The sequence below is a fragment of the Roseimaritima sediminicola genome, assembly GCF_009618275.1.
GTDB classification, from domain to species: Bacteria; Planctomycetota; Planctomycetia; order Pirellulales; family Pirellulaceae; genus Roseimaritima; species Roseimaritima sediminicola.
In genome coordinates this window covers 1-12,871 of record NZ_WIAD01000049.1, presented here as the reverse complement: position 1 = coordinate 12,871, position 12,871 = coordinate 1, and the positions used below count along the sequence as shown (strand labels likewise).

The 12,871-nt window shown below is 61.4% G+C and carries 8 protein-coding genes and 1 pseudogene; 3 read left to right on the top strand and 6 right to left on the bottom strand.

Annotated features, from left to right (window positions below):
- Positions 1 to 527 precede the first annotated feature (527 nt).
- Complete coding sequence (locus GE027_RS18420) at positions 528 to 1,346, top strand: ZIP family metal transporter (RefSeq protein WP_153558693.1); 819 nt, start codon at positions 528 to 530, stop codon at positions 1,344 to 1,346.
- Here GE027_RS18420 and GE027_RS18415 read toward each other — a convergent pair.
- The 3 genes and pseudogenes from GE027_RS18415 to GE027_RS18405 all read right to left on the bottom strand — a co-directional run.
- A pseudogene (locus tag GE027_RS18415) lies at positions 1,343 to 1,540 on the bottom strand (sulfatase-like hydrolase/transferase); the annotation flags it as partial. The gene GE027_RS18420 and the pseudogene GE027_RS18415 overlap by 4 nt on opposite strands.
- A 52-nt stretch (positions 1,541 to 1,592) precedes the next feature.
- Complete coding sequence (locus tag GE027_RS18410) at positions 1,593 to 3,143, bottom strand: sulfatase-like hydrolase/transferase (RefSeq protein ID WP_162006809.1); 1,551 nt, start codon at positions 3,141 to 3,143, stop codon at positions 1,593 to 1,595.
- Between the two features lie 51 nt (positions 3,144 to 3,194).
- Entirely contained in the window at positions 3,195 to 4,646 is a 1,452-nt protein-coding gene (locus tag GE027_RS18405) for a sulfatase family protein (RefSeq protein WP_237607646.1), read from the bottom strand.
- Positions 4,647 to 4,837: 191 nt separating this feature from the next.
- On the opposite strand from GE027_RS18405, the gene GE027_RS18400 reads away from it, so the two are divergent.
- Both GE027_RS18400 and GE027_RS18395 read left to right on the top strand, forming a co-directional pair.
- Positions 4,838 to 7,675 (top strand): transporter substrate-binding protein, encoded by a 2,838-nt coding sequence (locus GE027_RS18400; RefSeq protein ID WP_153558690.1) that lies wholly within the window; start codon positions 4,838 to 4,840, stop codon positions 7,673 to 7,675.
- A 77-nt stretch (positions 7,676 to 7,752) separates the two neighbouring features.
- Complete coding sequence (locus GE027_RS18395; RefSeq protein WP_390621610.1) at positions 7,753 to 9,567, top strand: arylsulfatase; 1,815 nt, start codon at positions 7,753 to 7,755, stop codon at positions 9,565 to 9,567.
- Between the two features lie 444 nt (positions 9,568 to 10,011).
- Here the strand turns inward: GE027_RS18395 and GE027_RS18390 are convergent, their stop codons facing one another.
- The 3 genes from GE027_RS18390 to GE027_RS18380 all read right to left on the bottom strand — a co-directional run bounded on the left by GE027_RS18390 (position 10,012) and on the right by GE027_RS18380 (position 12,860).
- Positions 10,012 to 10,737 carry a dioxygenase family protein gene (locus GE027_RS18390; RefSeq protein ID WP_153558688.1) on the bottom strand — a complete coding sequence of 242 codons (726 nt, stop codon included), beginning with the start codon at positions 10,735 to 10,737 and terminating at the stop codon, positions 10,012 to 10,014.
- Positions 10,738 to 10,806: 69 nt separating this feature from the next.
- The gene (trxC, locus tag GE027_RS18385; protein ID WP_153558687.1) at positions 10,807 to 11,226 is read right to left on the bottom strand and encodes a thioredoxin TrxC; all 420 of its coding nucleotides are present in this window, start codon (positions 11,224 to 11,226) and stop codon (positions 10,807 to 10,809) included.
- Between the two features lie 149 nt (positions 11,227 to 11,375).
- Positions 11,376 to 12,860: an arylsulfatase gene (locus GE027_RS18380; RefSeq protein ID WP_153558686.1), complete on the bottom strand. Its 1,485-nt coding sequence runs from the start codon at positions 12,858 to 12,860 to the stop codon at positions 11,376 to 11,378.
- Positions 12,861 to 12,871 lie beyond the last annotated feature (11 nt).

Here is a 12,871-nt window from a genome sequence, read left to right as displayed (position 1 = left end):
GGAATAATAAACGTACGTCATCGTGCTTTCCCGGTTGCCCCGTTCTCGATGGAAGTTCGCTCCGCGGCGGCGGCGGCGAAGTGCCACCGAATCCCGAGCGTTTCCGATACGGTACGGTTTCCCCATGGGGCTCGGAAAGGGGAATTGATGGTGTCTGCGGAGGGGGTGGGCGGTCGCTCGAAGTGGCCGCTCGGCGGGACCTGCCGCACGCTGCCCGCCGATTACTGGTATACGGCTTGCTACTATTCACGGGCTGTACTGTTCACTTATCAGCCGCAGGGCACTAGCCCGCGGTTTTTTTTCACAGGCTAGAAGCCTATGCCACTGCTCACTTATCAGCCGCAGGGCGCTAGCCCGCGGTTTTTTTCACAGGCTAGAAGCCTATGCCACTGCTCACTTATCAGCCGTAGGGCGCTAGCCCGCGGTTTTTTTTTCACAGGCTAGAAGCCTATGCCACTGCTCACTTATCAGCCGCAGGGCGCTAGCCCGCGGTTTTTTTTCACAGGCTAGAAGCCTATGCCACTGCTATGGATTTACTAGAACGTTTCGAACAATGGCATCCGGTTCTGCAAGCCTTGACGGCCGGTCTGTTTACCTGGGGCCTGACCGCGGCCGGTGCCTCCTTGGTTTTCTTCACGCGTTCGGTTCACCGCCGATTGCTCGATTCCATGCTGGGCTTCTCCGGCGGCGTCATGCTGGCGGCCAGCAACTGGTCCCTGTTGGTCCCGGCGATCGAGATCTCCGAACAGGGCAGCCTGCCGTCTTGGGTGCCACCGGCGATCGGTTTCCTGTGCGGCGGAGCGGCCTTGTGGGCGATGGATAAATCGCTGCCGCACCTGCACCTGGGCGGCTTGCTGGAGGAAGCCGAAGGTCCCAAGACGACTTGGAGCCGGGCGATTTTGTTGGTCAGCGCGATCACGCTGCACAACATCCCCGAAGGCTTGGCCGTGGGCGTGGCCTTCGGCGGCGTGATCGGTGGGGAGAGCGGCGCGGGCGTGACCGCAGCGCTCGTGCTGGCCTTGGGCATCGGCATTCAAAACTTTCCCGAAGGCGTTGCGGTGGCGATGCCGCTGCGCGGCGAAGGGGTCAGCCGTCGCAGGTGTTTTTGGTACGGGCAACTGTCGGCGGTGGTGGAACCGGTGGCCGCCGTGGTGGGCGCGGCCGCCGTGTTCGCGATGGCTCCCCTCCTGCCGTACGCCCTCAGCTTCGCCGCCGGGGCGATGGTCTACGTCGTGGTCGAGGAGCTGATCCCGGAATCCCACCGCGAAGGCAACGTCGACCTGGCCACGGTCAGCTTGATGCTGGGCTTTGCCGTGATGATGGTCCTGGACGTGGCCCTTGGGTAGTGTTCCGACTGCAGCATTTCGGCGACCGTGATCTCGCCGACTCGCATCCCACCGGTGTGCGCGGCCAGCACGCCGAACCGGAATGGATACCGGCCCGTCAGGCAACTGCCTCGCGTCGGAGAACAAAGCGGCGCGGCGGCATAGAAGCGATCAAAACGAACGCCAGCAAGTCCAGCACGATGCCCAACCAGCACGCGAGTTTGAAGCCTATGCGTTTCACGAACGAAGAACCTATTGAGCGAAGCATTACTTACTCCAGACGATGCTGCCGGTTTCGTTTTCGATATCCACCCGCACCGAAGCGTGGGCGAATTGCCGAGTGAAGATGTAGCCGTCGCGAACGGCCGGCCCCCGGGGCGGACCCAGCGGACGGTCGTACTCCGGCCGATGCGTCATCCAGGTCTTGCTGGTCTTTGCGTCGTAACCATCGTGCAGATCAAAGTAACTGTACTGCTCGGCGCAAGCGAGAAAGATCGCCAACTGGTAATCGAAACGGCTCTGCGCGTCCCCGCTTCGCCGCTGGTGCCCGCCGGCAGATCGCGGCGCTTCGTCGGCGTCTTGCTGGTTGTCGCCCAGGCCACAGGTAAACGCGATGATCGCTCCGTCGCGGGCGGCTTTTTGAAACGCCTCCATCCCTTTGGCGACGTAGTCTTTTCTGGACATCCCCACCGCCCCCTCGAAGCCTTCGATATAGGAACCGTCCAGCGGCTGCATGTCGTCCGGCAGCTTGGCACCGGCCAGCTCGGCAAACGTCGGGTAGATGTCCAGGTGAGCGGTCAGGCCGTCGATATCGACGCCTTCGCCCAGGATGCCCTTCCAGCGGAAGAAAGCCGGGACGTGCGTGCCGCCTTCGTACGGCGAGTTCTTGCCGCCCCGCATCTGGAAGTTGAAATGCTGAACCCGCTGGCCATTGAGAGTGCCTCGCAAATGCGCCGCTCCGTTGTCGGTCATGAAGACCACCAGGGTGTCGTCGAGAGCATTCCACTGCTCCAGCTTCTGCATCAGCAGGCCGACATTATCGTCGATGTTTTCGATCATGCCGTATCGCCCCGCCGTGCCCTTGTCGTAGCCCAGTTCGCGAAACCGCCGGCTGTATTTTTCCGGGGCCACCAACGGACCATGCGGAGCGTTCAGAGCGATGTAGGCAAAGTAGGGTTCGGCGGAACCTTCTTGTTGTTTGATCCAGTTCAGAGCCGCTTGAAAGAAGATGTCGGTGCAATAGCCCTTGGTTTGCACAATCGTATCGTTGTGCAGCAGGACGTTGTCGAAGTAGACGTTCTCGCTGTTGGGCGGAAAATCGCCCAGACGGACCTGTCCGATGCCGCCCGCACCGTGCATCAGGACTTCGTCGAAACCGCGGTTCTGCGGCAGGTAAGCTTCGGCGTCGCCCAGATGCCACTTGCCGAACAGGCCTGTTGCATAGCCGGCCGACTGCAACGCTTGCGGCAGCGTATAAACGTCCGGAGCCAAACGTTCTCGCTGACGAATCGTATGCGTCACGCCCACCTTGAAAGGCGGTCGCCCGCTCATCAAAGCCGATCGCGTCGGCGCGCAGGTTGGGCTGACGTGGAAGTCGGTCAAACGGGTGGACTGGCGGTACAAACGGTCCAGGTTCGGCGTCCGCAGGACTTCATTGCCCAGGCACGCCAAATCGCCCATGCCCTGATCGTCGGTGATCACGAAGACGATGTTGGGACGCGAGCCACGCAGGGAGTCGGCCGCGGCGGCTTGGGCAACCGCCTGATTGAACGTCAGGGTCGCCAGTGCGAGGGCGACCAGCGGGATTAGTCGTTTCATGGGGTGCATTCACGTATGAGAGATTTCTTACGAGGATGAACGTTTGCCGTCCTACTTGCTAACGGGTTTGTCCTCGGCAGAGATGTGCCGGTCGAACAGCGTTCCGTAGCGTTGGTAGTCGTTGTAATCCACGGCCTGCTGTTTCCACTTTGCCAATTCCTGATCGTAGCGCCGGCGCATCTGTTGCAACGTCTCGGCGTACTCGGGGTTGTCGACTTGATTGACCAATTCCAGCGGATCGTTCTCCGTGTCGAACAGCTCCTCGACTGGATCCATAGCATCGTTTCCGAACCACCAGTACGTGTATTTGTGTTGGCGGGTCAGGCAGGTCAGGCTGTGGGTGGCCAAGGGGCCGAAGACGTTGATGAACGCCAGTTGTTCGTGGCCGCCCTGGTCGGGGTTCTGCAGCAGCCCCAGCAGGCTCCGGCCGTCCATGTTCTCAGGGATCGGCAGGCCGGCCAGCTCGAGCATCGTGGGAGCGAAATCAATGTTGCCGGTCAGCCGATCACAGCGAACCTGTTTGCCGCTGAGGGGGCTGCGGGGATCGTAGATGATCAGCGGCACGCGCGAGGATTCTTCCATCGGCAGGACTTTGGATCCGTAGCCGTGGGCACCGCAGATGTAGCCGTTGTCGCTGGTGTAAATGACCACCGTGTTGTCGGCCACGCCCTGGGCCTTCAATTCGTCGCGAATCATCCCGAGGGCGACGTCGATGCCGTAGACCTGTTGGTGGTACTTCCGCATCTCGCCGTCGTAATCCGTGTCGTAGTTCCACTCGGTAAAGCGCGGGTACTGCCGGCCCTGCTTGCTTTGCGGCGAGAGGTGTTCGCCGAACTCGCGGCCAAAGTTCGCCGGTTTGGTGAACTGCTTGCCGGCGTACACAGGATCGAAGCGGGGGTCGGGCGTAGCCGGTTTGTGCGGAGCTTTGAAGCTGATCGACAGGCAGAACGGCTTGTCCGCTGCAGCGGCCTCGCGAATGAAGTCTTGTCCGAAGGCTCCGTAGGACAGCGTGGAGTGCGGGTACTGCGGGGCGTACTTGGCCATCGATTTGTTTTTGGCCGTCGCGTAGTGCGTTTGCCCGGGACCGCCGCCCCAGGCATCAAAGTCGTCTTCGCACAGGCCCTTGCCCTGGACCACGATGCCGAATTTGCCCGCGAACGCCGTCAGGTATCCGGCCTGCCGCAGCAGCACCGGATAGGACTTGGCCCAGACCTCCGGACGCATGTTGCCGTGGCCAAAATTGCAGCCCGTCTTGTATTCATACATTCCGGTGAACACGTTAGCGCGGCTGGCCATGCAGATCGCCGTGGTGTTGTAGTGGTTGTCAAAAGCCATCCCGTCACGGGCCAATTGGTCCATGTTCGGCGTTTGGACGTCGCGGTTGCCGTAGCAGCCAACCGAGTAAGTGTTCTGATCGTCGGCGAACAGGAACACGATGTTCGGACGCGACGCCGCGTCTTCCGCCGCCGAAACAAATGTTCCCCAACAAGACTGAAGAGCCATGGCGGCGAGCAGCAAAAGCAAACGTGTGTTGTGATGCATGATGGATTATTCTCCTGCTGCCATCCTACACGTCCTGTTCTCCCTCGATGGTGCGTTGTGTTCGGGACGGCGGTGATCAAGAACCCGCTGGCATCGGGTTCCGTTAGAATGGATGGTGGAAACCAGGTTGTTTGCAACAGGAATCGTACTCGATGAGCGAATTACGGCCCGATGCGGAATACCATGTCGGCATTTTGCATTCGTTTACAGGTGCGATGGCTGGGAGCGAAACACTGGTCGCCCAGGCGACGCGTTTGGCGATCGACGAAATCAATGCTGCCGGCGGCGTCCTGGGACGAAAGGTCGTGGCGCATCAGCGCGACGGGGCTTCGTCGCCCGAGCGGTTTGCCCAGCAGGCCCGCTGCTTTCTCGAAGACGATGGCGTTTCGGTGATCTTCGGATGCTGGACCTCGTCGTCGCGCAAAGCCCTGTTGCCTGTGCTGGACACACACGACGGCATGCTGTTCTACCCCCAGCAGTACGAAGGGCTCGAGGGCAGCCCCAACGTGATCTACACCGGCAGCACCCTGAATCAGCAGATCGAACCGGCGATCGATTGGGTGATGGATCAGGGCTGGCGACGCTCCGCCCTGATCGGCTCCGACTACGTGTACCCGCGTACGGCCAACACGCTGATGCACGGGATTCTAGAAAAACGCGGTGGCTCGGTGCTGGACGAGGTGTACGTGCCGCTGGAAGACGCCCAGCTGCGGCCGTTCGTCGAGCGATTGTTGGCGTCCGATCCCGAGGTGATCTTCAACACCATCAACGGCTCGGCCAACGCGGACTTCTTTCGCGTGCTGGCCGAACTCGGCCCCGGCCCCGAGCGGCTGCCCGTGGTATCGTTCAGCTTTTCGGAAACGGAACTTGCCGAGACCCCCGAAGCGATCGGGCACTACGCCTGTTGGGACTATTTCTCGACATGCAAGAGTCCCGTCAATCAACACTTCCTGCCGCGGATTCGCGAATTCGTAGGTTGGGACTGTCCGGTTTCGTCGCCGATGGCCAATGCCTACACCCAGGTGTTTCTCTGGAAAGCGATGGTCGAGGACGTCGGCAGCTTTGATTTTGCCTCGCTCCGCCGGTTCAAATTCATCGTCGTCGAAGGTCCCTGCGGGATCATGGAACTGCGGCAGAACCATCATGTGCGAAAACGGGCGATGATCGGACGCGGAAAAAGCGGAGGCGAATTCGAGATCATCTGGGAGTACCCCGAGATGCTCGACCCCGAACCGTGGTTGGGGGTCGAGAACCTGCTGCGGGGACGGATCATCCACCAAGCACTCGAAGCCTTTCCCACGGTGGTGGACCTGCACGCCACGGTGCGCCGCGAAAAAGAAGTTCAGGCCAAATTGATCGAGGCCTTGAATCGGAAACAGCGAGAACTGGAGAAGGCACGCGATCAAGCCGAGGCGGCCAATCAAGCCAAATCGGATTTCCTGGCCGCGATGAGCCACGAGATCCGCACGCCCATGAATGGCGTTCTGGGGATGGCGCAACTGCTGCAGGACAGCGAGCTGACCACGACGCAAACCGAGCAATTGAACGTCATCCTTTCCTCCGGCGACGCGTTGCTGAGGATCATCAACGACATCCTCGATTTTTCCAAAATCCGAGCGGGGCGAATCGAGCTGGAGCAAGTCGGTTTCTCGCTGCATGACCTGCTCAGCGAAACGCTGCAATTGCTCTCTCCCAAAGCCTACGAGCAAGGCATGGAGATCGAACTGGATATCCAATTGGACATGCCCGATGTGCGGCGCGGCGATCCGACACGCATTCGTCAGGTGCTGACCAATCTGACGGGCAACGCCATCAAGTTCACCGAGAACGGCCGCGTGGTCGTCAAGGCCTGCAACGCCGCCGAAGTCGAGGGCTCCGAACCCGCCGTGATGATCCAGGTTTGCGACACCGGCATCGGTATCTCACCGGAGGCCCAGCAGCGACTGTTTCAACCCTTCGTGCAGGCCGATTCGGGAACCACTCGGCAATACGGCGGCACCGGGCTGGGCTTGGTGATCTGCAAACGATTGATCGAATTGATGGGCGGCAGTCTGACGCTGGAAAGCGTACTGGGTGAAGGGACCACGTTTACGGCAATCATCCCGCTGCCGCTGGCCGACGAAATCGAAGTCGGCCGCGTTGCCCCGCATCAAACGCCGCCCCGTGATCTGCTGCGCGGTAAACGCATCTTGCTGGTCGACGATAATGCGGTCAACCGCCGCGTCGCCAAGGGCATGCTCGACGCGGCGGGAGTCGCCGTGACGGTGGCCAACAGCGCCGAAAGTGCCCAGCAGCTTTTGAAGACCTGCGATGATCAAAACGGCTTGGGCTTCGACGGCGTGATCCTTGACGCCATGATGCCGGGCATCGACGGCTGGGAGCTGGCGCGATGGGTGCGGCGTCTGCCGGGTGGAAAACAGGTTCCGTTGCTGTTGGCTTCCTCGGCAGTCGCCCACGACACCGAATGTCCGGGCGATTCGGACCTGTTCGAAGTCGTCCTGCCCAAGCCGCTGCGGCGGAGCACGTTGATGCGCGCTTTGGCTACGTCGCTGACCGCTTGGCAACCCAAGAAAACGGTGGCCGCGCCCCCCGCAGCCGAGCCGCGGCGCATCTTGGTCGTCGAGGACAGCGCCGTGAACCAAATGGTTGCCAAAGCGTTCTTGACCAACCACGGTCATGACGTAACGATCGCCGAAAACGGTCGTGTGGCCCTGGATCTGTTGACCGATCCCCACGCCTTCGATCTGGTTCTGATGGATGTCCAAATGCCGGTCATGGACGGCTTGCAAGCCACGCGGCAACTGCGTCAGTGGGAAGCGGAAAAGGGCTGGTCACGCTTGCCCGTGGTAGCCCTGACCGGCAACGCCATGCAGGAGGAACAGGACGAATGTCTCGCCGCCGGGATGGACGGGTGCCTGACCAAACCGCTGGTGATGAGCGATCTGCAGTCGCTCGTAGCAAAGACCCCGCCTCGACATCCCTCCTCATAAAGAAAGCTGATGATCCGCTCATGAATCACCTCTTTGACTCCACGCCTACCGCTCGTCGTTCTGACCTCCGGAGGTCCGTGTTGCTCAGGATTGCCGCTCCCGCCGCGCTGGTCGTCGCGGCGCTGCTGGCGCAGACGTTGGCGTGTTCCGCCGCTACGGCTCAGTCGACCACTCGGCCCAACGTCATTGTGGTCCTGACCGATGATCAGGGCTGGGGCGACTTGCGCCTGCACGGTAATCTGGAGATCGAAACGCCGCACCTGGATGCTCTGGCCGCCGCCGGGGCTCGCTTCCAGCACTTCTATGTCAGCCCGGTTTGTTCGCCCACCCGGGCGGAGCTGTTGACCGGACGCCATCACGTCCGTTCGGGCGTCTACCACACCTCCGCCGGTGGCGAACGCATCGATCTGGATGAGACGCTGATCAGCGAACTGTTTCAGCGCAGCGGCTACCGGACCGCCGGTTTCGGCAAGTGGCACAGCGGGATGCAGTTTCCCTACCATCCGCTGGCCCGCGGCTTTGACCACTTCTACGGATTTTGCTCGGGGCACTGGGGAAATTATTTCAGCCCAATGCTTGAGCGTGACGGGCACCTGACCACCGGCGAGGGCTTTCTGGTCGACGACCTGACCAATCAAGCGATGGAGTTCATCGACGAGCATCGGGCCGAGAACTTCTTTGTGTACCTGCCGCTGAACACGCCGCATTCACCCATGCAGGTTCCGGATCGCTGGTGGAACAAGTTCAAGGACAACCCGCTGGAGCAATTGCCCGAGGGACTGAACGAAAAACAAATCAACCACGCGCGGGCCGCCTTGGCGATGTGTGAGAATATCGACTGGAACGTAGGAAGGTTGCTCGAGCGGCTGGACCAGTTGCAACTGGCCGAAGATACGATCGTGGTCTTCTTCTGCGACAACGGTCCCAATGGTTCGCGGTACAACGGCGGCCTGCGCGGTCGCAAAGGATCAACCGACGAAGGCGGCGTTCGCTCGCCCCTGTTCATTCGCTGGCCCGAAAAGATTCCCGCCGGTACGCACATCGAAGCAATCAGTTCGGCGATGGACCTCTTGCCGACGCTGTGCGAATTGGCCGATGTGCCGATCGCGGGGGCGAATGAGCTGGACGGGCGAAGTCTGGTGCCGCTGCTGCGTGGCTCTGGCGACGCTGGCTCCGCCAAGGACTGGCCGCCGCGAACGCTGGTGCACACCTGGCGGGGCCGCGTCTCGGTGCGCAGCGACCGCTACCGCCTGGACCACCAAGGACGCCTGTACGATATCGACGCCGATCCCGGCCAACAACACGCCATCGACGACCAGCCCGAGACGTTGGCAGCCCTCCAGCAGGAGGCCGATCGGTTTCGCCAGACGATGCTCGCCCGGCATGGCGCGGAGTTCGATCTTCGGCCGTTCGTCGTCGGTCACCCCGACGCGCCGCTGACGCAGTTGCCGGCTCGGGACGCGGAGGCTCATGGCGGAATCGTACGCTCCAATCGATTTCCCAATGATTCGTTCTTCTCGGGTTGGACCAGCACCGAAGATGCCATCACCTGGGACTGCGTGGTCGACCGGGCCGGTCGCTACCAGGTGGAGCTGCTGTACACCTGCCCGCCCGAGGACGTGGGCGCGACGGTCGAGCTGAGCTTTGGAAATTCTCGGACGGTGGGGCGGGTCAGCGAGCCGCACGAGTCGCCGCTCGTAGGCCGGGAACACGATCGTGTCGAGCGGATGGAATCGTACACGAAGGATTGGGGACGGATGCGGCTGGGCGAGATCGAGCTTGCCGCCGGCCCGGGCCGGTTGCAATTAAAAGCCCTCGAGATCCCCGGATCGCAAGTGATGGACTTGCGTCTGATGTTGCTCACGCCCCAGCCCGAAACCCAAACCCCGTAGCCGAAGTCGCCAGACTTTGGAGGAGTTCCTAACTCTCGCGGAATTTATGTATAAGAAGAATCGTTTTCTCCCCTCTCCCCCGAAGCCTGGCGAGCCTAAGCGAGTCAGGCTTCGGGGGAGAGGGGTTGGGGGTGAGGGGGACCAGCAGAGCAGCACCGCTTCCGTGTTTCGATGCGGTGCGGGAATCGGAAAGGCGTACGCAAACAGCCATTCCGTTGCACCCGAGCCCCCTCACCCCCGGCCCCTCTCCCACCACTGCTTCACTCGCTGACGCTCGCGGCGCAGCGGGGGAGAGGGGAGAAAACATTGCCTTCTACCGTTCGTTCCCCTACATAGAATCCGCCGGTGTCAGCAAATCTCAAATCTCAAATCTCAAATCTCAAATCTCAAATCTCAGATCTCCGTCCGGTGCGTTCGCCTGCGCCTGAGCGCTTATCCCACGGCTTACCCGCGTCGTCGGCGGCGGCTGCGCCACTGCGAGGGGCCGATGCCACGCATCGTGCCATCGTCGCCTTCGAACGCTGTGCCGCCCAGCACGATGTCGAACTCCACCGCCAATTCGCCCAGCTTCGATTTCGGCAAGGGTCTGAATTCCTTCAGCACCGTCTCTCGCGACTTGGCATCGATCCGCTGCAGGATGCCATCGCGAGCGTTGTTGGGGTGATCTTTGACGTACAGCTGAGTCGTCAGAACGCGGTGCCCGTGGATGCTGACGCCAAAGTGAATGTGGGGCGTCCGCCCGGGATAAGGCACCGGTTTGATGGTGCGGAAGTAATACCGTCCGCCTACGTCGGTTAAGAAACGGCCGTAGCCTTGGAAGTTCGAATCCTGGTTGGCTCGGTTGGTCCTGTCGCCGCTGTGCAAGTAAACCGCGTTGTTGTCGACCTGCCAGATTTCTACGAACGCATTGCGGACGGGGGCCCCCTTGGCATCCAGAACCCGTCCGGACAGATGGGTGATTTCGCCGACCGCCGGAGTGACAGAATCGTTGATCACCAACAGGTCGTTGTCGGTGTCCAATGGCAAGCGATCCGGATAAAACGGCCCCTCGGTCTGTGGCGCTGTCTGGATCAGGTCGGCAAACAGACCCGGAGTCGAGTAAGCGGCCGCACCGAGAAAGCAGCCGGCCCGGAGGAGCCATCGACGACGAAGCGGCAGACGGGAACGCATGGAGAATGACCTAACAGGAAGCAGGGAACGAGGGACCGGACGTGACGCTGAAGGACCTCCACCGAGCGATCAGGCACCGGTGACAAACTGAACGATCTGTTGAGTGTTCATCACGCCGGACTGACGCCGGACTTCCTGACCGTGCTGGAACAGGATCACCGTGGGGATGCCCGATATATTGTACCGCGTGGCGGTTTGTGGCGAGAATTCGGTGTTCAGCTTGCCGCACACCGCCTGGGTTGCCAGTGAGGCGGCCGCTTCAGCAAACGCCGGCGACATCATCCGGCACGGCCCACACCAGGCCGCCCAAAAATCCACCAAAACCGGCAGTTCGGTTTTGGACACGACCTTGTCAAAGCTGGTGTCGGTCAGATCAACCGGCGCCGCCGGCAGCAGCGGTTCTTTGCACCTGCCGCAGATCGGGCCGTCGCTGCGCTTGTCTTCGGGAACCCGATTGACCGCCAGACAATGGACACATACCAGCTTCATCGCACTCATTCCGCTGTGATTCGACCGAACAGAACGCCAAGGTCGCGGCGAACCGGTACCAAACCATGGCAGCGGCGACCACCGTTTCTATTATCTTCGATGCGGCACGTGGCCAGCAAGAGCGGGACCTTCAGCAACCAACCACTGGTCTACCGGTTGCGACGTCCCGGGACCTTCCAGGCCGGATGCGGCGTGTGAGCCGCTTCCATCATCGCCTCCATCCTGGCCACCTGATCGGGATGCTCGGCAGCCAAATCGTTCGTCTCGCCGATGTCCTCGCTCAGGTCGTACAACTGGGTTTTGGCACCGATCCAGGGCTGGCGGATCGCTTTCCACTTGCCGCTGCGAACGGCTTGGCGTCCGCCCTGCTCGTAGAACTCCCAGTACAGATAGCGATGTTGCTGTTGCTGCTCGGGGTTGCCGGTGATGGTTGGGACGAAGCTGATCGAGTCGAGGTCCTCTGGCCTTGAGCCGCCGGCCAGCTCGGCGGCCGTGGCCATCAGATCACCGAAGTAGCCGATGTGATCGGAGGTCGTGCCGGCGGGCGTGGTGCCGGGCCAGCGAACGATGAAGGGGACGCGGATGCCGCCCTCGGTCAACGACCGCTTCATGCCACGCAGCGGACCATTCGGGTCGAAGCGGTCCGGGTTGTGACCGCCCTCGTTGTGAGGACCGTTGTCGCTGGAAAACATGACAAGCGTCTCTTCGTCGATGTTTAATTCCTTCAACAAATCCAGCAACCGACCGACGTCTCGGTCCATGCGGGTGATCATCGCGGCTTGGCCCTTGTCCTGTTTGGGCCAGTCACGGTCTTCGTAAATGCCATAGTCGGGCACTTCCTGGCCATCGCCGGTTTTTCCCGTCGCTTCGTTGTTGGCATGGGGAATGGTCAGGGCAAGATACAGAAAAAACGGCGAATCCGTGTCGGCGCGCTCGCGAATCACCTTCATCGATTCTTCCACGAACAGGTCGTGAGTGTAGTCCACCCGCTCCACTGCCCAGCCGCCGGTGAAGCCGCCGTAGCTGCGGTCGTTCCGCCGGACCTTGTTTCGCAGTGGCACCCGGTCGGTGTTTCGCCACAGGAACTCGGGATAGTAATTGTGAGCGTGGACCTGGTTCAGGTAGCCATAGAAATGGTCGAACCCCTGGCGGTTGGGCAACCCCGACCGGCCGCTTTCGTGCGCGTCGCCCAGGCCCCACTTGCCGCACAACGCCGTGAAATAGTCGGCCTCGCGCAGCACTTCGGCGACCGTCACGTCCGAAGCGTCCAGGGACTGTTTGGACATGTCCGGCCCACTGGCGTTCCCGCGAACCGGCGTGTGACCCATGTGCAGACCGGTCATCAGCACGCTGCGCGAGGGAGCGCACACGGTGCTGCCGGCGTAGAAGTTCGTGAACCGCATCCCTTCGGCCGCCATCTGATCCAGCCGCGGAGTCTGAATGACTTGCTGGCCGTAGCTGCCCAGTTCGCCGTAGCCCAGGTCGTCCGCCAGGATAAAGATGATGTTCGGGCGGCGGGGACTCGAGTCATCGTCCTGCTGAGCGGTCGCCCAGGTGGGAGCAAACAAAGCAGCGACGGCGATCGTTGCCAGCGTCGCCGCCAGGGATTGTCGATGGGCAGGAGATCGTTTCATCGAAACACCTA

Excerpts from the sequence above, each read along its gene's own strand:
- GE027_RS18380 (WP_153558686.1), bottom strand. The coding sequence starts at position 12,860 with ATGAAACGATCTCCTGCCCATCGACAATCCCTGGCGGCGACGCTGGCA.
- GE027_RS18400 (WP_153558690.1), top strand. The coding sequence starts at position 4,838 with ATGAGCGAATTACGGCCCGATGCGGAATACCATGTCGGCATTTTGCAT.
- GE027_RS18390 (WP_153558688.1), bottom strand. The coding sequence starts at position 10,737 with ATGCGTTCCCGTCTGCCGCTTCGTCGTCGATGGCTCCTCCGGGCCGGC.
- GE027_RS18420 (WP_153558693.1), top strand. The coding sequence starts at position 528 with ATGGATTTACTAGAACGTTTCGAACAATGGCATCCGGTTCTGCAAGCC.
- trxC (WP_153558687.1), bottom strand. The coding sequence starts at position 11,226 with ATGAAGCTGGTATGTGTCCATTGTCTGGCGGTCAATCGGGTTCCCGAA.
- GE027_RS18405 (WP_237607646.1), bottom strand. The coding sequence starts at position 4,646 with ATGGCTCTTCAGTCTTGTTGGGGAACATTTGTTTCGGCGGCGGAAGAC.
- GE027_RS18410 (WP_162006809.1), bottom strand. The coding sequence starts at position 3,143 with ATGAAACGACTAATCCCGCTGGTCGCCCTCGCACTGGCGACCCTGACG.